20 protein-coding genes and 2 tRNA genes are annotated in these 20,580 nt (G+C 71.4%); 8 read left to right on the forward strand and 14 right to left on the reverse strand.

Going from position 1 to position 20,580, the window contains the following annotated elements:
* Positions 1-2 precede the first annotated feature (2 nt).
* From Ari01nite_RS05880 to leuC, 3 genes are all read right to left on the reverse strand, one after another.
* Complete coding sequence (locus Ari01nite_RS05880) at positions 3-821, reverse strand: HU family DNA-binding protein (RefSeq protein ID WP_203780011.1); 819 nt, start codon at positions 819-821, stop codon at positions 3-5.
* A 175-nt stretch (positions 822-996) separates the two neighbouring features.
* Positions 997-1,584, reverse strand: coding sequence for a 3-isopropylmalate dehydratase small subunit (leuD, locus tag Ari01nite_RS05885; RefSeq protein WP_203780012.1), 588 nt, complete (start codon positions 1,582-1,584; stop codon positions 997-999).
* A gap of 12 nt (positions 1,585-1,596) precedes the next feature.
* Positions 1,597-3,054, reverse strand: coding sequence for a 3-isopropylmalate dehydratase large subunit (gene leuC, locus Ari01nite_RS05890; protein ID WP_203780013.1), 1,458 nt, complete (start codon positions 3,052-3,054; stop codon positions 1,597-1,599).
* Between the two features lie 49 nt (positions 3,055-3,103).
* Between leuC and Ari01nite_RS05895 the strand changes: the two genes are divergently transcribed.
* From Ari01nite_RS05895 to Ari01nite_RS05910, 4 genes are read left to right on the forward strand one after another with little or no spacing between them, the layout of a single operon-like run.
* The gene (locus Ari01nite_RS05895; protein WP_203780014.1) at positions 3,104-3,790 is read left to right on the forward strand and encodes an IclR family transcriptional regulator; all 687 of its coding nucleotides are present in this window, start codon (positions 3,104-3,106) and stop codon (positions 3,788-3,790) included.
* A gap of 31 nt (positions 3,791-3,821) precedes the next feature.
* The gene (locus Ari01nite_RS05900; protein ID WP_203780015.1) at positions 3,822-6,536 is read left to right on the forward strand and encodes a helix-turn-helix transcriptional regulator; all 2,715 of its coding nucleotides are present in this window, start codon (positions 3,822-3,824) and stop codon (positions 6,534-6,536) included.
* A 51-nt stretch (positions 6,537-6,587) separates the two neighbouring features.
* Complete coding sequence (locus tag Ari01nite_RS05905) at positions 6,588-7,376, forward strand: alpha/beta hydrolase (RefSeq protein ID WP_203780016.1); 789 nt, start codon at positions 6,588-6,590, stop codon at positions 7,374-7,376.
* On the forward strand, positions 7,373-8,113 hold the full coding sequence (locus Ari01nite_RS05910; protein WP_203780017.1) for an MBL fold metallo-hydrolase: 741 nt from the start codon (positions 7,373-7,375) through the stop codon (positions 8,111-8,113). Before Ari01nite_RS05905 ends, Ari01nite_RS05910 begins: the two co-directional genes overlap by 4 nt.
* Here Ari01nite_RS05910 and Ari01nite_RS05915 read toward each other — a convergent pair.
* From Ari01nite_RS05915 to Ari01nite_RS05930, 4 genes are all read right to left on the reverse strand, one after another.
* Positions 8,062-8,748, reverse strand: a complete 687-nt coding sequence (locus Ari01nite_RS05915) for an N-acyl homoserine lactonase family protein (protein WP_203780018.1) — start codon at positions 8,746-8,748, stop codon at positions 8,062-8,064. The genes Ari01nite_RS05910 and Ari01nite_RS05915 overlap by 52 nt on opposite strands.
* 55 nt (positions 8,749-8,803) lie before the next feature.
* Positions 8,804-8,876: transfer RNA gene (locus tag Ari01nite_RS05920), tRNA-Glu, on the reverse strand.
* An 89-nt stretch (positions 8,877-8,965) separates the two neighbouring features.
* Positions 8,966-9,037 (reverse strand) — tRNA-Gln (locus tag Ari01nite_RS05925).
* A 68-nt stretch (positions 9,038-9,105) separates the two neighbouring features.
* Positions 9,106-9,909, reverse strand: coding sequence for an NAD(P)H-binding protein (locus tag Ari01nite_RS05930; protein WP_203780019.1), 804 nt, complete (start codon positions 9,907-9,909; stop codon positions 9,106-9,108).
* 79 nt (positions 9,910-9,988) lie between these two features.
* On the opposite strand from Ari01nite_RS05930, the gene Ari01nite_RS05935 reads away from it, so the two are divergent.
* A complete protein-coding gene (locus tag Ari01nite_RS05935) occupies positions 9,989-10,771 on the forward strand; it encodes a TetR/AcrR family transcriptional regulator (protein ID WP_203780020.1) in 783 nt (260 codons plus the stop codon).
* Here the strand turns inward: Ari01nite_RS05935 and Ari01nite_RS05940 are convergent.
* From Ari01nite_RS05940 to Ari01nite_RS05955, 4 genes are read right to left on the reverse strand one after another with little or no spacing between them, the layout of a single operon-like run.
* Positions 10,760-11,554, reverse strand: a complete 795-nt coding sequence (locus Ari01nite_RS05940; protein WP_203780021.1) for a fumarylacetoacetate hydrolase family protein — start codon at positions 11,552-11,554, stop codon at positions 10,760-10,762. The genes Ari01nite_RS05935 and Ari01nite_RS05940 overlap by 12 nt on opposite strands.
* A gap of 36 nt (positions 11,555-11,590) precedes the next feature.
* Positions 11,591-11,845, reverse strand: coding sequence for a helix-turn-helix transcriptional regulator (locus Ari01nite_RS05945; RefSeq protein ID WP_203780022.1), 255 nt, complete (start codon positions 11,843-11,845; stop codon positions 11,591-11,593).
* Positions 11,842-12,684, reverse strand: coding sequence for an ABC transporter permease (locus Ari01nite_RS05950; RefSeq protein WP_203780023.1), 843 nt, complete (start codon positions 12,682-12,684; stop codon positions 11,842-11,844). The genes Ari01nite_RS05945 and Ari01nite_RS05950 overlap by 4 nt, the downstream gene beginning before the upstream one ends.
* Complete coding sequence (locus Ari01nite_RS05955; RefSeq protein WP_203780329.1) at positions 12,681-13,607, reverse strand: ABC transporter ATP-binding protein; 927 nt, start codon at positions 13,605-13,607, stop codon at positions 12,681-12,683. Before Ari01nite_RS05955 ends, Ari01nite_RS05950 begins: the two co-directional genes overlap by 4 nt.
* Before the next feature lie 144 nt (positions 13,608-13,751).
* Between Ari01nite_RS05955 and Ari01nite_RS05960 the strand changes: the two genes are divergently transcribed.
* Positions 13,752-14,693: a 3-methyladenine DNA glycosylase gene (locus Ari01nite_RS05960; RefSeq protein WP_203780024.1), complete on the forward strand. Its 942-nt coding sequence runs from the start codon at positions 13,752-13,754 to the stop codon at positions 14,691-14,693.
* On the opposite strand, the gene Ari01nite_RS05965 is transcribed toward Ari01nite_RS05960, so the two are convergent.
* The 3 genes from Ari01nite_RS05965 to arfB form a co-directional block, all read right to left on the reverse strand.
* Positions 14,680-15,435 carry an alpha/beta fold hydrolase gene (locus Ari01nite_RS05965; protein WP_203780025.1) on the reverse strand — a complete coding sequence of 252 codons (756 nt, stop codon included), beginning with the start codon at positions 15,433-15,435 and terminating at the stop codon, positions 14,680-14,682. The genes Ari01nite_RS05960 and Ari01nite_RS05965 overlap by 14 nt on opposite strands.
* A 495-nt stretch (positions 15,436-15,930) precedes the next feature.
* Complete coding sequence (locus tag Ari01nite_RS05970) at positions 15,931-17,196, reverse strand: MFS transporter (RefSeq protein ID WP_203780026.1); 1,266 nt, start codon at positions 17,194-17,196, stop codon at positions 15,931-15,933.
* Positions 17,197-17,353: 157 nt separating this feature from the next.
* Entirely contained in the window at positions 17,354-17,779 is a 426-nt protein-coding gene (gene arfB / locus Ari01nite_RS05975) for an alternative ribosome rescue aminoacyl-tRNA hydrolase ArfB (RefSeq protein WP_203780027.1), read from the reverse strand.
* Positions 17,780-17,908: 129 nt separating this feature from the next.
* Here arfB and Ari01nite_RS05980 point away from each other — a divergent pair, with 129 nt between their 5' ends.
* A complete protein-coding gene (locus Ari01nite_RS05980) occupies positions 17,909-19,222 on the forward strand; it encodes a M16 family metallopeptidase (protein WP_203780028.1) in 1,314 nt (437 codons plus the stop codon).
* Complete coding sequence (locus tag Ari01nite_RS05985; RefSeq protein WP_203780029.1) at positions 19,219-20,562, forward strand: M16 family metallopeptidase; 1,344 nt, start codon at positions 19,219-19,221, stop codon at positions 20,560-20,562. The genes Ari01nite_RS05980 and Ari01nite_RS05985 overlap by 4 nt, the downstream gene beginning before the upstream one ends.
* The last annotated feature ends 18 nt before the right edge of the window (positions 20,563-20,580 follow it).

Below are 20,580 nucleotides of genomic sequence, written 5' to 3' on the forward strand. Positions count from 1 at the left end.
TGTCAGCGGGTCTTACGTGCGGTGCTGCTGGTCGCCCGGGCGCGGGCCGGAGTGGCAGCCGCGGCCGTCGTGGTCTTGCGGGCGGTGGTCTTCTTGGCCGCCGCCGTCTTGGTCGCGGTCGCCGCCTTCTTGGCGGGCGCCGCCTTGGTCACGGACGCCTTCTTGGCCACCGTGGTCTTGGCCGGGGCGGCCTTGGTCGCGGCCGTCTTGGTGGCGGCCGTCTTCTTTGCCGCGGTGGTCTTGGCCGCCGTGGTCTTGGCCGGCGCGGCCTTGGTGGCCGTCGTCTTCTTGGCGGCGGCCGTCCTGGTGGCGGCGGTCTTGGCCGGGGCGGCCTTGGTGGCCCCCGTCTTCTTGGCCGCGGTCGCCTTGGTGGCGGTCGTGGCCTTGGCGGCCGTCGTGGCCTTGGCAGCCGTCGTGGTCTTGGCAGCCGTCGTGGTCCGCTTGGCCGCAGTGGCCTTCGCGGGGGCGGACTTCGCGGCGGTCGCCTTGGTGGCGGTCGCCTTGGTGGCGGGGGTGGTCTTCTTGGCCGGGGCGGCCTTGGCGACCTTTCCGCTCGCGACCATCTCCCGGAAGGCCGTACCGGGGCGGAACGCCGGCACCGACGTCTTCTTCACTTTCACCGTCTCGCCGGTCCTGGGATTGCGCGCGGTACGCGCGTTGCGCACCCGCTTCTCAAAGGAGCCGAAGCCGGTGATGGCTACCTTGTCGCCCTTGGCGACGGCGCCCTCGACCTCACTGATGAAGGCATCCAGTGCCGCGGTCGCCGTCTTCCGGTCTCCCAGTCGGGCGGCGAGCGCCTCGATGAGCTCGGCCTTGTTCACGGTATTCCTCCCGAACGTGAGATTGGCCCATTGCGAGCCATTCTGCGCGCACCGTATGCCCTCTGACCAGCAGACACAAACATTCGTGGCAAAAAAACCCTTGTGTTGCAACGAATTCGCCCTCACCGGGGACCCGGTGAGGGCGAAAAACCGTGTGCTGACAGCGTTTTGCTGATCAGGTCACAACCGGCTTGAAGGACGGCCGGCCGGACTCGTACGCGGTGATCGTGTCCTCGTGCCGCAGGGTCAGTCCGATGTCGTCGAGGCCCTCCAGGAGGCGCCAGCGGCTGAAATCGTCGATCGGGAACTGCCAGGAGGCGTCGTCCACCCGCACCTGACGTCCGGCCAGGTCCACGGTGACCTCCTTCTCCGGCTCGCTCTCGCCCAGTTCCCAGAGGGCTTCGACGGCCTTCTGGTCCAGTTGCACCGGCAGCAGACCCTCCTTGAGCGCGTTGCCGCGGAAGATGTCGCCGAACCGGGCCGCGATGACCACCTTGAAGCCCCAGTCCCGCAGGGCCCACACCGCGTGCTGGCGCGACGATCCGGTGCCGAAGTTGGGGCCGGCCACCAGGATCGTGGCGCCCGCGTGCGCCGGGTTGTGCAGCACGAATCCCGGGTCCTCGCGCCAGGCGCTGAACAGCCCGTCCTCGAATCCGGTGCGGGTGACCCGCTTCAGGTAGACGGCCGGGATGATCTGGTCGGTGTCCACATCGGAGCGCCGCAGCGGCATGACTTTGCCGCTGTGCGTAACGAACTTGTCCATCTGTCTCTCCCGTTACCGATCGGCCAGAAGGTCGGAGGGCGCGGCTAGCCTGCCGGCCACCGCGGTCGCGGCGGCAACCTGCGGCGAGACCAGGTGGGTGCGCCCGCCCTTGCCCTGCCGGCCCTCGAAGTTGCGGTTGGACGTGGAGGCGGCGCGCTGGCCCGGGCTGAGCGTGTCCGGGTTCATCCCCAGGCACATGGAACAGCCGGCGAACCGCCACTCGGCGCCCGCCTCGGTGAAGATGCGGTCCAGGCCCTCGGCCTCGGCCGCCTCGCGCACCTGGTACGACCCCGGGACGATCATCATCCGGACGTCGTCGTGCACCTTGTGGCCGCGCAGCACGTCGGCCGCGGCCCGCAGGTCTTCCAGCCGGCCGTTGGTGCACGAGCCGACGAACACCACGTCCACCGGCACCTCGCGGAACGGCGTGCCGGGCTGGAGGTCCATGTAATCCAGGGCACGCCGGGCCGCGCTGCGGTCGGTCTCCTCGACGAACTCCTCCGGGTCGGGCACCACACTGTCCAGCGGCGCGCCCTGGCCCGGGTTGGTGCCCCAGGTGATGAACGGGCTCACCGCGGCGGCGTCCAGGATGATCTCGGTGTCGTACTCGGCGCCCTCGTCGGTCGCCAGCGTCCTCCAGTACGCCACCGCGGCTTCCCACGCCTCGCCCTTCGGCGCGTGCTGGCGGCCTTCCAGGTACGCGAACGTGGTCTCGTCCGGCGCGATCATGCCGGCCTTGGCGCCCCACTCGATGCTCATGTTGCAAATGGTCATCCGGCCCTCCATGGAGAGCTTGCGGATCGCCTCGCCGCGGTACTCCACGATGTGGCCGTTGCCACCGCCGGTGCCGGTCTGCGTGATCAGCGCCAGGATCAGATCTTTCGCCGAGACGCCCGGGCGCAGTTCGCCGACGACCGTGACGGCCATGGTCCTGGGCTTGGCCTGTGGCAGCGTCTGGGTGGCCAGCACGTGCTCGACCTCGCTGGTGCCGATGCCGAACGCGAGCGCGCCGAACGCGCCGTGGGTGGCCGTGTGCGAGTCGCCACAGACGATCGTCATGCCGGGCTGGGTGAGACCGAGCTGCGGGCCGATCACGTGCACGATGCCCTGCTGTACGTCGCCGAGCGGCCGGATCTGCACACCGAATTCGGCGCAGTTCTTGCGGAGAGTTTCGATCTGGGTGCGCGACACCGTATCGGTGATCGTGAGAAGCTCACCGCGACGAGTGTTGAAGGACGGGTCCGCGTATCCGGTCGGGGTGTTGTGGTCCTCGGTGGCCAGGGTGAGATCCGTGCGTCGCACCCGTCGCCCGGCCAGCCGCAGGCCGTCAAAAGCCTGTGGACTGGTCACCTCGTGGAGCAGGTGCAGGTCGATGAAGAGCAGGTCCGGTTCGCCCTCGGCGGCGCGCACGACGTGGTCGTCCCAGACCTTTTCTGCCAGGGTTCTCGGCTTCGGAGTGACTCCCACCATCTGGACATCCTAAATTCTGGGAGGTATGTTTCGGCTTGTGGGACACAGTATGAGCGGTGTCGGCGTTCTCGACAAGGCGGTTGTCATCCTCGCGGCGTGCGTCGACGGTGCCAGCCTGGCCGAACTCGTAGACCGTACGAAGCTGCCGCGCGCAACCGCACATCGCCTGGCCCAGGCCCTGGAGATCCACCGGATGCTGGTGCGTGACACCCAGGGCCGGTGGCGTCCGGGACCCCGTCTCGGCGAGCTGGCGAACGCCGCACCGGACGTTCTGCTGACCGCCGCCGAACCCCTGCTTTCCGCATTGCGGGACGCCACCGGAGAAAGTGCGCAGTTGTACTTGCGCCGGGCCGACGAACGTATATGTGTCGCCAGCGCCGAACGCGCGAGTGGCCTCCGGGACACCGTACCCGTCGGCTCGGTCCTGCCGATGACCGCCGGATCGGCCGCACAGATCCTGCTCGCCTGGGAGCCGCCCGAGGCGGTCATGCCGCTGCTGCCGCGCTGCAAGTTCACCGGCCGCACGCTCGCCGAGGTCCGCCGCCGGGGCTGGGCGCAGAGCGTCGCCGAGCGCGAGGCCGGTGTGGCCAGTGTCTCGGCGCCGATCCGCGACCGCACCGGCCGGGTCATCGCCGCCATCTCGATAAGCGGTCCGATCGAGCGTCTCGGCCGCCGACCCGGCGAGCGGCACGCGATGGCCGTGGTGCGGGCCGGGCAACGACTTTCGGGGCTCTGACTTCGTAACATCCGCTCGATAGAGTCACCGCGTGCGGCTCTTCGGGCGGTCGGTCGAGTGTGCGGCGCTCGACGAGGTGATCGCGGGGACGCGAGCCGGGCGCAGCGCGAGCTTGGTGCTGCGCGGCGAGGCCGGCGTCGGCAAGACCACACTGCTGCGGTACGCCGAGAGCACGTGTCCCGGCGCGCTCTGGATCGGCGGTGTCGAGGCCGAGGCCCGGTTTCCCTATGCGGCCCTGCACCGGCTGCTGATCCCGTTGCTGGCCGGCCGCGACCGGTTGCCGGCCAGCCAGCGCGCCGCCGTCCAGGTCGCCTGCGGTCTGACCGACGGCCCGCCGCCCGACCTCTACCTGGTGAGCCTCGCCGCCCTGACCCTGCTGGCCGAGGCACCCCGGCTGGTGGTGGTCGACGACGCCCAGTGGCTCGACCGGGAATCGTTGCGGGCGCTCGCCTTCGTCGCCCGCCGGTTGCACGCCGAGGGTGTGGTGCTGCTGTTCGGGTTGCGGACCGAGGGTCTCGACCAGCCCGATCTGCTGGCCGGTGTCGAGGTGCGGGACATCACCGGACTCGACCGGGAGGCCGCCGTGGCACTGCTCGCCGGCGTGGTGGACACCCGGCTCGACCCGGCCCTGGCCGACCAGATCGCGGCGGCCACCGGCGGCAATCCGCTGGCGCTCACCGACCTGGGCCGGGAGCTCACCGCCGACCAGTTGCGCGGCGCCCGGCCGCTGCCCGAGCCGGTGCCGATCGGCAGCCGCCTCGAGGCGCACTACTCGACCCGGATCCGCGCCCTGCCGGCCCGCACCCGCACCTGGCTGCTGCTGGCCGCGGCCAACGCGGGCGGCACCGACATGCAGCTGATCGAGGCGGCCCACCGGCTCGGCACCGACCTGGCCGACGCGGCACCGGCCGAGACCGACCGGCTCGTCACCGGGTCGCCACCGGCCACGTTCCGGCATCCGCTGGTGCGCTCGGCCGTCTACAACGGCGCCACCTCGGCCGACCGCCGCGCCGTGCACGAGGCGCTGGCCGCGGTCATCACCGGCACCGCCGAGGCGGACCGCCGGGCCTGGCACCTCGCGGCCGCCGCGGACGGACCGGACGAGGCGGTCGCGGCCGAGTTGGAGCGGTGCGCCGACCGGGCCGGCGCGCGCGGCGGGCACACCGCGCGGCACACGTTCCTGAGCCGGGCCGCCGAACTGACCCCCGAACCCGGCACCCGCGCGATCCGTCAGGTGCAGGCCGCCGCGGCCGCGCTGACCGCCGGTGCCTTCGCCCGGGCGCTGCTGCTGCTCGACGCGGTGGACGAGACCGGGCTGCCCGGACCGGCACGCGGCTCGGCGCTGCTGACCCGGGCGATCGCGGCGGTGAACGCCGGCGTGCCGACCGGGCCGCGGGACGGCGCGGCCATCTGCCTGGCCGCGGCCGAGGCGTTCGGCGACGACCGGGACCGGGCCCGGGCCGCCGTGATCCAGGCGGTCGAGCAGATGATCGGGGCCGAGCACCTGGCGAGCGTCACCGAGGCGGAGGTGGCCGCGGCGGCCGCCGAACTGGCCGGCACCGACCTGGACGGACTGCTGCTGGCCGGCTACGCCGCCTGGATCACCGAGGGCTTCGAACGCGGCGTTCCGGCCCTGCGCCGGGCGGTCGCCGCGATCACCGACCCGGCCACTCCGGACGAGACGCTGCTGGCCCGGATCGTGATCGGGGTCAACTTCTGCAACCTCATCTGGGACGACGAACCCAAGCAGGTGATCCTCGAGCGGGCCGAGATGGCGGCCCGCCGCACCGGCGCCCTGCACGCGCTCGATCTGGTGCACTTCCTCGGCGCGATGACCGGCGCGGTGCTCGGCCGGCTCGCCGACGCCGACCGGCACGACGCGGCCGGCCAGCGCCTGCGCCGATCCATCGGCCTCACCGCCGACCAGGAACTCGTGTGGCGCCATCCGGAGCTGCTGACCTGGCGGGCGCCACCCGGCGTCCGCGAGACGGTGCGGCCGGCCCTGGAGGTCTTCGAGATGCTGCACCTGGGCGGGATGCAGGCGGTCACCCGGCTCAGTCTGGCGCTGCTGGACATCGCCGAGGGCGACTACGCGTCGGCCCGCGAGCTGCTCGGCGGGGTGGTCGAGTTCGGCCGGCCGCACCGCTACGCCTGGGCGCTGCCCGACCTGGTCGAGGCGGCGCTGCGCTCGGGTGACCGGCCGACGGCCATGCTGGCGTACGCCGATCTGGTGTTGACCGCACGGGCCAGCGACGCGCCCCGGGCCCGCGGGCTGCTGGCCCGCTGCACGGCGCTGCTGGCCGGCGTGGACGAGGCCGAGGAGCACTACCGGCAGGCGATCGAGGAGCTCGCCGGCACGCTGGGGCACGGCGATCTGGCCCGTGCGCACCTGCTCTACGGCGAGTGGCTGCGCCGCCGGCGCCGCCGGCGGGACGCCCGGGGCCAGTTGTCCCTCGCGCTCGCCATGTTCACCGAGGTGCGCGCCGAGGCGTTCGCCGAACGGACCCGGCAGGAGTTGCGCGCGCTCGGCGACAGCGTCCTGGTCCCCGTACCGCCTTCGGATGAAACGGCCCTGACCCCGCAGGAGACCGCCGTGGCGCGCCTGGCGCGCGACGGCGGCACCAACGCCGAGATCGCGGCACACCTGTTCCTGAGCGCCAACACCGTGGATTACCACCTGCGCAAGGTCTACCGGAAACTCGGCGTGCGGTCACGCCGGCAGCTGCGCCAGACGTTGCACGACTGACTACGTGTTTCGCGGGATTCGCGGGTGGCGACGTTCACCGAGGATCGCCTCATGAAACCCATCGTTCTGGTCCACGGATTCTGGGTCACCCCGCGCAGCTGGGAGAACTGGAAGGCGCACTACGAGGCCAAGGGGCACCAGGTCGTCGCGCCGGGCTACCCCGGCTTCGAGGCCGAGGTGGAGGCGCTCAACGCCGACCCGGCCCCGATCGTCGCGCTCACCGTCCCGCAGATCATCGCCCACCTCGAAGAGACCGTACGGGCCCTGCCGGAGCCGCCGATCATCATCGGGCACTCGGCCGGCGGCGCGTTCACCCAGATCCTGCTCGACCACGGCCTCGGCGCGGCCGGCGTGGCCATGAACTCCGCGCCCACCGAGGGCGTCCGGGTGGTGCCGCTGTCCCAGGTGAAGTCCACCTTCCCGGTCCTCAAGAGCCCGGCCAACCGGCACAAGGCGGTGGGTCTGACCTACGAGCAGTGGAAGTACGCCTTCACCAACACCTTCCCCGAGGACGAATCCCGGGCCACCTACGAGCGCTACCACATCCCGGCCAACGGCGGGATCCTGTGGGGCAGCGTGCTCGCCAACTTCCAGCCCGGCCACCAGGACACCTGGGTCGACTACCACAACGACAACCGGGCGCCGCTGCTGTTCGTCTCCGGCTCCGAGGACCACATCATGCCGCCCTCGGTCCAGGAGTCGAACTGCAAGCACTACAAGTCGAACACCGTCACCGAGCGCCGCGAGTACGAGGGCTACGCCCACCTGCTGCCGGCCCAGAAGGGCTGGGAGCAGATCGCCGACGAGGTCCTCGACTGGGCGCTGGCCCACGCGCGATGACCGGTCTGACCATCACCCACATCGGCGGGCCGACCACGCTGGTCGAGTTCGGCGGGGTGCGGTTGCTGGTCGATCCGACGTTCGACGCCCCCGGCCGGCGGTACTCGTTCGGCTGGGGGACGTCGTCGGTGAAGACCGCCGGACCGGCGCTGGACGTCGCCGACCTGGGACCGCTGGACGCCGTGCTGCTCACCCACGACCAGCACGCCGACAACCTGGACGACGCCGGCCGCCGGCTGCTGCCGTCGGCGCCGGTCGTGCTGACCACGGTGGCCGGCGGCAGACGGTTGGGGGCGACCGGCCTGGCACCGTGGCAGACCGCCACGGTGGGCGGCGTCGAGGTGACCGCCACGCCGTCCCGGCACGGGCCGGCCTGGAGCGTGCCGATCGTCGGGCCGACCACCGGTTTCGCGCTGCGGGAGGCCGACCGGGTGGTGTGGATCTCCGGGGACACCGTGGTCTTCCCGGGTGTGCTCGAGGTGGCGTCCCGGTTCGCCGTGGACACCGCGATCCTGCACCTGGGCAAGGTGCAGTTCGGCCTCACCGGCCCGGCCCGGTTCACCATGACCGGCCGGGACGCGGCCCGGCTCTGCGCACACCTCAAGCCGCGGCACGTCGTGCCGGTGCACTACGAGGGCTGGTCGCACTTCCACGAGGGCCGGGCCGAGATCGATGCGGCGTTTCCTCAGGGCGCGCTGACCTGGCTCACGCCGGGCGTCCAGACCGCGTTGTCGTGAGCGAACACCACCCGGCGCGGGTCGAGGGCCAGGAGCCGGTCGAGCCAGGCCGGTGACCCGCCGACGCCGGCGTGCCGGGCCAGCACGTCGCCGGTGAACGCGGTGGCGTTGTCGTGGCTCTGGCCGGCCACGATCACGGTGCCGTCCGGGTTGGTCACCACGACCGACTGGTGGCCGGCGGTGTGGCCCGGGGTGGGCACGATCAGCACCCCGGGCAGCACCTCGGCCTCGCCGTCCAGTTCCTCGTAGCGGACGCCGGGATGGTCGACGAGTTCGGGCAGCGTGTAGTCGACGGTGTCGCGGGCCATCGCCAGTTCGGCCCGCTGGGTGAAGACGGGACGACCGGCCAGGTCGGGGTTGCCGCCGCAGTGGTCGAAGTGGAGGTGGCAGTTCACCACGTACCGGATCTCGTCGATCTTGGCACCGGCGGCCGCGAGCGCCGCGGGAAGCTCCACCCGGCGGGGTTGGTACCAGGCGTCCACCTCGGGGTGACTGCCCATGCCGGTGTCGACCAGCAGCGGGCCGTCCGGGTGCTCGACGAGATAGCCGAGGGTCGGCTCGACGCGCGGGGAACCGGTGCCGGTCTCCTCCGCGGGGCGGATGAAATAGCCGAGGTCGACGCGGTGGACTCGCATCGTCCAGTAATAACAGAAACGGCCCGCATCTACCGATGCGAGCCGTTACGCTGCGTAGCCCCGAAGGGATTCGAACCCTCGCTACCGCCTTGAGAGGGCGGCGTCCTAGGCCGCTAGACGACGGGGCCAGGACCTGCTTGCTTCCGCTTTCTCGCGTCAGCGGCGGGCCGAACTCTATCAGAAGTCCAGCACCACCCCTCCGCGAGGATTGGTAGCGCTGGGGTACCAGGACTCGAACCTAGACTAACTGAACCAGAATCAGTCGGGCTGCCAATTACCCCATACCCCATTGGCTCGGTTTCCCGTGCCGAGAAAGAACTCTACCCGACCCATGTGGGCCCACCAAATCGGGTTACCTCAGCGGAACATGTCCGCGTGCCGCCGGGCCCACTCCTCGAGCGTCATCGCGGGGCGCCCGAGCAGCTCGGCCACGGTCGGCAACGCGGCCTGCGGGTGCCCGACGAGCTGCGCCAGGCCGTCCAGATACCACTCGCTGTACTCCCCCATGGCCAGCGCGAACTGCTGCACCGCCGCATCCCGGGGCAGATCGACGTAGACCAGCTCGCGGCCCAGCGCCCGGCCGATCCGCTCGACCTTCTCCCGGCGGTTCAGCGACTCCGGGCCGGTGAGCTCGTACGACTTACCCACATGACCGTCGGTCACCAGCACCTTGGCGGCCACCGCGGCGATGTCCTCCTGGGCGATGACCGCGGTGGCGGCCTCCGGATAGGCGTCGCGCACCACGTCACCGGCCCGGATCTGCTCGGCCCAGATGCCGGTGTTCGCCATGAACTCGCCCGGCTCCAGGTGGGTGAACGGCACCCCGGAGGCCTCGACGCCGTCCTCCACCTCCTGCCAGTGGTCGCCCTTGGCGCCGGCCAGGTCGACGATCCGGCCGACGCCGGCGTCCGCGGCCAGCCGGCAGGCCTCGAAGACGGTCGGGATGTGCGGGGCGAGGTACATCACGTCGACGCCTTGCAGGGCCGCCGGCAGCGTCTCGACCTTGCCGAGGAAGCCGCGGACCACCTCGACGCCGGCCGGCAGCGCGGCCCGCTCGGGATCGACGGTGAGGGCACGCACGTCGTCGGCACCCAGGGCGAGCAGCTCGTCGACGACCATCCGGCCCACGTTACCGGTGGCCCCCGTTACCAAGATCTTCATTTCCGTACTCCCTACGAGAATGGCTTACCGTAGGGTATACGAGAAGTTCTTTTCCTTTCTAGGGTGGCGGGTGGGGCGGTTGGACGGGACTGACTTCACCGGGCGGATTTTGCCGCTGCTCTGGCGGCGGTCGATCCCGGCGCGTAAGGCGGCCGGGCGGCCGCCCCGGCTGACCGTCGACGCGGTGGTGGCGGCCGGCATCCGGATCGCCGACGCCGAGGGGATCGAGGCGGCCTCGATGGCCCGGCTCGGCGCCGAACTGTCGGTGGCGACCATGACGCTCTACACCTACGTGCCGTCCCGCGACGACCTGGTCGACCTGATGGTCGACGAGGTGTTCGTGGAGCGCGGCCTGCACGGCCCGCGGCCCGAGGACTGGCGCGAGCAGATCCGCTCGTACGCCGACCGCACGTTCGCGATGTACCGGGCGCATCCCTGGCTGGCCCGGGTGTCGCAGCTGCGGCCGCCGATCGGGCCGGGGATGCTCGCCGAACAGGAGTACGTGCTGGCCGCCGTGTCCGGCCTGGGGCTGCCGACCGCGCAGGTCAGCCGGGCCGCGACGGCCATCTCGGGCTGGGTGGTGGCGGCTGCCCGGCAGGAGGCGGAGAGCACGCTGCTGCGCCGGGCCACCGGGCTGAGCTCGGACGAGTGGTGGTTGCAGCGCGGCGAACTGTGGGAGAAGTGGTTCGACGTCGAGGCACACCCGGCGATGACCGCGCTGTGGAACGCCGGCGGCTTCGACCGGGGCGCCGACGAGCAGGCCCGGGACGCGTACGAGTACGGCCTGGGCCTGCTGCTCGACGGGATTGAGAGGTCATCGGGTTCTCTGGGTTTTCCGCCGCCGGATAGCTCAGTCCAGTGAGACGACCGGATTACGCAGCTCGCCGATGCCCTGGATGCTGATCGAGCAGGTGTCGCCCGCGGTCAGCTCGCTCACCCCGGCGGGCGTGCCGGTCAGGATGATGTCGCCCGGCAGCAGCGTCATCACGTGCGACACGTACGAGATCAGCGTGGGGATGTCGAAGACCAGGTCCTTGGTACGCCCGATCTGCCGCATCTCCATGGCGTCCGGGTTGCGGCCCACCTCGCAGCGGATCTCCAGGTCGCTCACGTCCAGGCCGGTGACGATCCACGGGCCGATCGGGCAGAACGAGTCGAAGCCCTTGGCCCGGGTCCACTGCGGATCGCTGCGCTGCAGGTCGCGGGCGGTCACGTCGTTGCCGATGGTGTATCCGAAGATCGCCCTCTCGGCACCGGCCCGGTCGACCCGCCGGGCGCCGGTGGCACCGATCACCACGGCCAGTTCGGCCTCCTCCTCGACCCGCTGCGACTGCGGTGGCAGCCGGATCGCGTCGTTCGGCCCGATCACCGAGGTGGACGGCTTGATGAAGATCAGCGGCTCCTTGGGCACCTCGTTGCCGAGCTCGGCGGCGTGGTCGGCGTAGTTGCGGCCGATCCCGATCACCTTGCTGGAAAAGATCGGGGCCAGCAGGCGCACGTCGGCGAGCGCCCACCGCTGCCCGCTGAACTGCACCTTGTCGAACGGCAGCGAGTTGATCTCGGCGATGGTCAAACCGTCGGCCTCGCTGCCCTCGACCACCCCGAAGGACACGCCACCAGCATGAACAAAACGGGCGAAACGCACGGGAAATCCCCCACTCTCGGAAGCTCTCCCGGAAATCTACGCCGACCGGAAGGCCCCGTTCGTGTCGGCGCCCAGCCGCGGGAACGGGTCCAGCGCGAACACCACCTCCACCGGCACCTCGAAGTACGCACAGATCCGCAGCGCCAGGTGGAGGCTCGGGCTGAACTCGCCGCGCTCGAGGTAGCCCACCGTCTGGTAGTGCACGCCCAGGGCGTCGGCGAGTTGCCGCCGCGAGATGCCGCGCTCGGCGCGCAGCATCGCGATCCGGTTGTAGGTGAGCTCGCTGCTCATCGGCCGACAGTCGTGAGGATCCGCTCGCGCCGCGCCGCCACCGCCGAGCCGGACTCGCGGCGCGCCATCCGCCGCAGCAGGGTGGGCGCCAGCAGCAGGCCGAGTACCGCCCACAGCCCGAGCACGCCGAACATCTCCAGGTGCCGCCACGAGTGGGTCAGCTCGACGGCCGCCAGGGCGTCGGGAAGGAAGGCCGAACGCATGCCCAACCCTAGCCAGTAGACCGGGAACACCTGCGCGACGGGATGCAGCCAGCCCGGCATGCTGGTGATCGGGTAAAAGATGCCGGAAATCGCGATGAGGCCGATCAGCGGCAGCATCACGATGCCCATGTTGCGCGGGTTCTCGATGACCGAGCCGATCACGGCGCCGATCGGCATGGTGGCCACCAGCGCGAGCGGCACCAGCCAGAGCAGGGTCAGCCAGCCGGCCAGGTCGAGGCGCAGGCCCTCGACCAGGAACAGCCCGGGGATCAGCTGGAGCAGGAAGGCGATCAGCGCCATCCCGCCGACCAGCACGGTCTTGCCGATCAGATAACCGCTCATCCCGTTCGGCGTCGCCTTGGCCCGCAACAGCGTGCCGTCCTCGCGGTCGACGATGAGGTGCTGGGAAACCATGATCAGGCCGCCGAAGGCCAGGCCCATCCCCAGGGCACTGGGCAGCGTGCTGGCGCCCAGCGAGAACTCGGTACCCGGCACGTGCGCGTCGCGCATGAAGAAGATCGTGCCGAGCAGCAGCACGGTCGGGAAGAAGTAACCCCACAGGTCGGTGGCGTTGGTGAAGGTCTGCCGCAGCTCGATGCCGCCGCGGGCGATCCCGGTCCTGATGACGGCGATCATCGCGCGCCTCCCTCGGCCTCAACAACCAGTTTCATGTACGTGTCCTCGAGGCTGTTGCGCCGGACCTCGAGATCGGCGATGTCGTCTCCGTACTGCGCGAACAGCTGGCGGACAAAGCTGGTGGCGTCGGCCGCCGAGTGCACGAACCGCTGGCCGTCCCGGGTCCAGCGGATCTCGGTCTCGCCGGCCACCCGGCGGGACAACTCGTCGGCCGAGCCGTCCGCGATGATCCGGCCGCCGGCCAGGATCACGATGCGGTCGGCCAGCTTCTCGGCCTCGTCGAGGTCGTGCGTGGTGAGCAGGATGGTGGCGTCGTCCACATCGGCCAGCCGGTGCACCAGGTCGTGGAACTCGCGGCGGGCGGCCGGGTCGAAGCCGACCGTCGGCTCGTCGAGGAACAGCAGCTCGGGCCGGCCCACGATGCCGATCGCCACGTCCAGCCGGCGGCGCTGGCCGCCGGAGAGCCGGGCGATCCGCTGGCCGGCGTGCTCGGTGAGGCCGACCACGGCGAGCAGGTCGTCGACCGGCCAGGGCCGGGAATGCCGGTCGGTCGAATAGGGACCGTAGTAGGCGCCGAGGTGGGCCAGCAGCTCGCGGACCCGCCACTTGCCGTGGTCACGCCAGGACTGGAGCACCACGCCGAAGCGGGCCCGCCAGGCCTCGTTGCCGGTCGCCGGGTCGATGCCGAGCACCCGGATGTCGCCGGCCGAGCGCATCCGGAAGCCCTCGAGAATCTCGATGGTGGTGGTCTTGCCCGCGCCGTTCGGCCCCAGCAGCGCGACGACCTCGCCGCGGCGGGCCGTGAAGCTCACCCCGGACAACACGTCCTTGGTGCCGTACCGCATCCGGAGATCGCGGACGGCGATGACCGTCTCGTCGCCCGGCAGCCCGGTGCCGGCGTCGAGAGCCCCCGTCAAAGTCATTCCTCCCATGTCCAGCACCTTATCAAGAATGTAGTAGGTGTACTACATATCGGCGTACAACTTTTGTCAGTTGCCCGACCCGCCGCGCTGATTCGCGCCTAACGGTGATCGTGTTGATCGCGTTGGCTGGATACGCTGAATCCCATGGGGATCAAGCAGGTGAGGGCGCTCACCACGACGCTGCCCTCGGTCACCTGGATTCCCCTGGCCCGCGCCCATGCCGAGCGGGCCGACGAGATGACCGAGGGCCATCGCACGCGTCGTGCCACCGGCGAAAAGCACGCCATCGAAGACTTCCTCTACGACTACTACGGCACCCGCCCGGCCCAGTTGCGCCGCTGGCACCCCGGGGTCGGCGCCGGCCTCGCGCCCGCTCCTGCCGGGGTGGCCGAACACGCCGCCTGGAAGTTCTACCTGACCTATCCGGACGGTGTGGTCACCCTCGACGAGGAAGCGTTCATGCACGCCCGCGGCGAGAGCGTCCGCTACATCCACGGGCTGCTCACCGCGACCGCGTCCCGGCCGGTCTTCTCCGGCTGCTTCGGCCTGCACGAGTGGGCCATGGTCTACCGCGATCGCGAGCACCGGCACCCGCTGCCGCTGCGGCTCGGCCAGGACGAGACCGACAAGGTCGTCGAGCAGCACCCGATCCGGTGCACGCACTACGACGCGTTCCGGTTCTTCACCCCCGAGGCGGTTGGTCTCAACCGGCTCCAGCCCACCCGGGCCACCCAGGTTGACCTCGATCAGCCCGGCTGCCTGCACGCCGCGATGGACGTGCACAAGTGGGCCACCAAGCTGGGGCCGGCGGTGCCCGGTGCGCTGGCTCTCGACTGCTTCGCCCTGGCCGCCGACATCCGGCTGCTCGACATGCAGGCCAGCCCGTACGACCTGACCTCCTACGGCTACGAACCCGTGAAGATCGAAACCCCGGAGGGCAAGGCCGAGTACGTCGCCCGGCAGCGCGAGTTCGCCCGGCGGGCCGCGGCGCTGCGGGCCCGTCTCATCCGGGTGTGCGAGGAACTGCTGGGTGCCGAGGCGTCCCGCCGCAACCGCGAGGCGGTCGCACCGTTCAACCACCGCTGACGAACGCCAGGACCAGCCGCAGCGTCTCGTCCGGCCGGTCCAGATGCACGTCGTGGCCGGCGCCGGCGACCACCACGGCCGGCCCGCGCACCTCTGCCGGGTCGAGGGTGCCGTGCTCGCCCAGGATGGTCAGCACCGGGGCGGTGACCCGGTCTCGCTCCGCCCCGCGCGCCACCGCCGCGACCTCGCGAATCGCGGCCGCCATGACGTCGGCGTCGAAGCGCGGCCACAGGCCGTCGGCGCGACGCTCGAGGCCGGCGATCCAGGCATCCGCGATCGGCGCGTCACCGAGGAACCGCCGGGCCGCGGCCTCGTCGGCGAACGGCACCGGCCAGGACGCGAACCACTTCCCGAGCCGCTCCGGGTAGTCGCCGCCCCCGCCACCGACCCCGCCCTCGATTATGACGAGCCCCCGGCAGAGATCCGGTCGCGCGGCGGCGGTGAGCATCGCGGTGTGCGCACCCATCGACTGGCCGACCAGCCAGGCCGGACCGTCGTCGAGCAGCGCCACGGCGTCGCGGACGTAGGCGGCCCGCGAGACGTCGTCCGGGCGACGGGTGCTGTGCCCGTGACCTCGCTGGTCCGGCACCAGGACGCGGTAGCCGGCCGCGGCGATCCCGCGGGCCAGCGGCACCATCTCGGTGGCGCTGCCGGCCAGCCCGTGCAGCAGCAGCACGGTGCCCCGGTCGCCGCCGGACAGGGTGATCACCGACAGGCCGGCGGTTGTCGTCCGCTTTTCCACTCAAGTGCATCCTTCGTCGGCGAGGTGCCGGGTCCGCGCAGGATGGAGCGCGAATCGGCCGGCCACCATCATCGCCGGGTGCGGACATGGCTGATGGTGCTGGTCGCCGGCAGTATCGCGGCCCAGGGCCGGAGGACTACTGCGTCGAGGCGGCAATGGATGCGGTGGACACCGGCGGACCTGGACCTGCCGACATTCAGCCACGCTCCCGCCCGCCGCCCGCCGCCCGCCGCCCGCCGCCCGCCACCCGGGATCTTGACGCCGACGCCGCCCGGGCAGGCAGTCCACCTCGCCGCAACCCAACGGCCGCGCAAACTCCAGAGATCATGTGGAGTTCGTGTTCTCTCGACTTTCGCCATTTGATTGATGCGCGGCCGGTGCCATCGCCTCCGCAGGTCGTGGACCGGTGACGCCGACCCGACCGGTCCCGTGAGCACGGGCGAACCACCACCGCGGGCGATGATCAGCGCACCAAGATCGCGGGCGGCCGGCGGGTCAGCGGCCCGGCAGGTCGGCGTGCCGGAAGGGTGAGAGTGCGAGGTAGGCGGCCGACAGGACCAGGCCGCCGATGCCCGCCCAGACGGCCGTCCGGAAGCTGGTGGCGTCGGCGAGCAGGCCACCCGCCGGAGCGCCGATCACGATCATGCCGCGGTTGAGCGAGCGGATCGTGGTGTTCATCCGGCCCTGCAGCCGGTCCGGGGTGACCGACTGGCGGTAGGCCAGTTCGTTGGGGCCCTCGACGCCCATCGCGATCCAGAACAGGAACTGGCCGGCGATCAGCATCGCCCAGCCGGCCGGGCCGGGCACCGCGAACGCGACCAGCAACCAGGGCAGCGGCATGAGCACCCGGGTGGCGACCATGGTGCGGCCCGGTCCGAAGCGCACCGAGCAGCGGTTCGCGGCCGCGCCGCCGAGGACCGCGCCCAGACCGGCGCCCGCGTAGGTGACGCTGAGCTGGAACTCGTTGAGGCCCAGGCCGCCGTCCGCCGGGCCGCGCAGCTGGTAGAGGACGAAAACCGCGATCAGGACGCTGTGCGCGAGGAACCACAGGTGCCCGCTCAACGCCATCGGCGCGAGCATCCGGTGCTGGTAGACCCACGCCAGGCCCTCGCGCAACTCGGCCCACAACCCGCGTCGCCCGGCCGCCGGCCGGACGGTCTCGCCGACCCTGATCCGGCTGATCAGCAGGCCGGACACGGCGAACGAGACGGCGTCGATCAGGAACGCCACCGGCGCGCCCACGGTCCTGATCAGCACTCCGGCCAGCAGCGGCCCGGCGGTCTGCGCGACCGCGGCGGACTGTTCCGCGCGCGCGGTGGCCGCGGTGAGCAGCCCCGGCGACCGGACCACCGTGGGCATGAAAGCCTGCGCCGACGCGTCGAAGAAGAGCGAGAGAACGCCGATCGCCGCGACCACTATCAGGAGGGCGGGAAAGGTGAGCTGGCCCACGGCGTACAGCAATGGAATGACACACAGCAGCAACGCGCGCCCGGCATCCGTGCCCACCATCATCGGCTTGCGCCGGTAGCGGTCCGAGATCACCCCGGCGATCAAACCCATGAGGAGGTACGGGACCACGCCGGCGGCGCTGAGCAACCCCATCTGTGTCGCCGAAGCCTGCAGGACCACCGCCGCAAGCACCTGAACCGCCAGCAACGTGACGTGGCTGCCAAAGACCGAAACAGTGCCCGCAGTCCACAAAAGCCGAAAATCCGGCAGATCCCAGGGCCGCCGCACCGCGGTCCCGACCGGATCCTCCATTCGCCGATCCTCGCAACCGTTCTTGAATGCGGCTCCTCCGACCCCGCACCAATGAACCGCAGATCGACAAGATCGCGTTCGTAGACCCAAGGGGCGCGACAGGATCAGGCGGAGTCAAACCGCTGCGCGGAACGGGTCTCGCGGGGCGGTCTGCGCGCTAGTCACCCGGGAATGAGCGGCGGTTGCGCTTCGTCTCGCCGCGGCGTTTTTTCTCGGCTATGCGGCGTTCGACCGAGCCGCGGGACGGCTTGGTGGCCCGGCGCACCCGCGGCGGCGGCGCGATGGCACCGGCCACGATGCCGGCCAGGCGGGCCTCGGCGGCCTCCCGGTTGCGCAGCTGGGAGCGGTGCTCGGAGGCCACGATCGTGAGCACGCCGCCGACCAGGCGACCGGCCAGGCGTTCTATCGCCCGCTCTTTCAACCTCGGCCCCAGCACCGGCGACTCGGCCAGGTTCCAGGACAGCTCGACCCGCGAGTCCGTGGTGTTGACCCCCTGGCCACCGGGCCCGCTGGACCGGGAAAAACGCCAGCTCAACTCCGTGTCCGGGATCACCAGGCCCGGCCGGATCACTACCTCGGCCATCGGCCTGCTACCTCCTCGCGCTCGCCGCCCAGCATCGCACCGCTCCGCGGAGAGCGCCACGCGGTTATCCGTCAGGTCCGGCGGACCCGACGGGCGTCGAACCGTCCCCGGACAAGGCAGTATGGGTGGGTGACGTCCCCTAACGCGCCGGTTGTCGGTACCGGCTATCCGTGGCCTTTGGAAACCACCCGGCTGGGCAACGGCCTTCGGGTTGTGGTCAGTGCGGACCGGAGCGCGCCGGTTGTGTGCGTCAACCTCTGGTATGACGTGGGCTCTCGGCATGAGCCGGCCGGGCAGACCGGTTTCGCGCATCTCTTCGAGCATCTGATGTTCGAAGGGTCGGTGCATGTGGCCAAGACCGAGCACATGCGGCTGGTGCAGGGCAACGGTGGGTCGTTGAACGCGACCACCAACCCGGACCGCACCAACTACTTCGAGACGATGCCGTCCGAGCATCTCGAGTTGGCGCTCTGGCTGGAGGCCGACCGGATGGGCGGGCTGGTGCCGGCGCTCACCCAGGAGACCCTGGACAACCAGCGCGAGGTGGTAAAGAACGAAAGGCGGCAGCGGTACGAGAACGTGCCCTACGGCGATGCCTGGCTGCGCCTGCTGGAGCTGCTCTACCCGGAGGGTCACCCCTACCACCACGCCACGATCGGGTCGATGGAAGACCTGAACGCGGCGAGCCTGGACACGTTCAAGGCGTTCCACCAGCATTACTACGCGCCCAACAACTGCGTGCTCACCGTGGTCGGCGACACCTCGCCGGAGGAGGTGTTCGCGCTGGCCGAGAAATACTTCGGGGCGATCGAGCCGGTGACCTCGATCCCGCCGGCGCCCAGTGGGCACCTGCCGGGGCCGGCCACCTCGCCGGTCCGCGAGACCGTGCCGGCCGCGGTGCCGGCGCCGCGGATCTACGTGTCGCACCGCACCTACCCGTTCGGCACCGCCCAGTACGACGCCGTCACCGTCCTCGCGACCGTGCTCGGCAACGGCCGGGGCAGCCGGCTCTACCAGCGGCTCGCCGACGGCAAGCGGATCGCCCAGCCGGACTACATCGGGTCGTACGGGGTCGACCTGGCGCACGCGCCGGCCCCGATGATCATCACCGCCACCGCCAAGGACGGCGTGGACGTGGGCGTGCTCGAGGAGGGGCTGGCCGAGGTGGTCGGCAGCCTGATCACCGAGCCGGTCACCGCGGCCGAGCTCGACCGGGCCAAGGCACTTCTGACCACAGCCTGGTGGCGGCAGGTGTCCACGGTGGGCGGCCGGGCCGACACGCTCGGCCGGTACGCGACCCAGTTCGGCGACCCGGCCACGGTGGCGTACCGCCTGCCGCAGTGGCTCGCGGTGACCGCCGACGACGTGACCGCGGCCGCCGCGTACGCACTCAAGCCCGAGTCCCGGGTGACGCTGACCTACGTTCCCGAGGAGAAGCCATGACGCTCGTCACCACCCGGCCCTCGGCGGGGCCGGCCCGGCCGTACACCTTCCCGGAGTTGCGCCGGGTGAGCGTGGGCGGCGGCACCGTGGTCGCCGCGCACCTGCCGGGCCAGCTGCTGGCCAGCGCCATGCTGCTGCTCGATGCCGGCGCCGCCCGCGAGCCGGCCGGCCGCGAGGGCACCGCCACCGTGCTGGCCAAGTCGCTCGAGGAGGGCACCCGGGCGCGCGACTCGGCCGCGTACGCGCTGGCTTTGGAGAGCCTGGGCGCCGAGCTGGCGCCGTCGGTCGACTGGGACGCGTTCCGGGTCGGCGTGTCCGCGACCGTGCCGCGGCTGCTGGACGCCGTGCGTCTGGCCGCCGAGGCCGCCCGCACCCCGCGGCTCGACCCGGAGGACGTGGCCCGGGTCCGCGACGACGAGGTGACCGCGCTGCGGATGGACTGGGCCCAGCCGGGGCCGCGGGCCGACGCGGTGCTGCGCGCCGACCTCTTCGGCGACGGGCGCTACGGCCGCCCGCTGCACGGCGACCCCACGTCGGTGGCCGCCGTGACCGTCGACGACGTGGTCGCGTTCCACCAGAACTGGATGCTCCGCCCCGGTGTGCTGCTGGTGGCCGGTGACCTGGACACGCTCGACCTGACCGCGCTCGGCGAGGCCGCGTTCGCGGGCACCGGCGGCGAACCGCTGGCGCCGGAGGGCCCGCTCGGCGTGCCGGTGCGCGACCAGCGCCGGATCATCCTGGTGGACCGGCCCGGCTCGGTGCAGTCGACGCTGCGGATCGGGCACCGGGCGCCGGAGCGGGCCACCCCGGACTACGTGCCGATGACGCTCGCCGCCACGGTGCTGGGCGGCGCGTTCACGTCCCGGCTCAACCATTTGATCCGCGAGGTCAAGGGCTACACGTACGGGATCCGCGGCAGTTACGCGATGACCCGGCGGTTCGGCCGGTTCGAGGTGGCCGCGGGCGTGCAGACCGCGGTGACCGTGCCGGCCGTCACCGACACGCTCGGCGAGATCACCCGCACCCAGGTGGACGGGGTGACCGAGGACGAGCTGGCGGTAGCCCGGTCGTGGCGGGCCGGCCAGCTGTCGGTCGAGATGCAGACGCCCGGCGCGATCGTGGGCGCGCTCGGCACGCTGGTGCTGCACGGCCTGCCCGACGACTACTACCCGGCGCTGCGCCGGCAGTACCTGGAGGCCACCGTGGCCGAGGTGTCCGCGGCCGCGGCCGCGCACCTGCACCCGGGCGGCCTCACGCTGGTGATCGAGGGCGACGCGGCGCTGATCCGTGGCGAGTTGGCCGACGCCGGTGTCGGCGAAGTGGTCGACGCGGAGCTGTAACGCCGCGCGCTAACGTCG

The sequence above is a fragment of the Paractinoplanes rishiriensis genome, assembly GCF_016862375.1.
Classification (GTDB): Bacteria; Actinomycetota; Actinomycetes; order Mycobacteriales; family Micromonosporaceae; genus Actinoplanes; species Actinoplanes rishiriensis.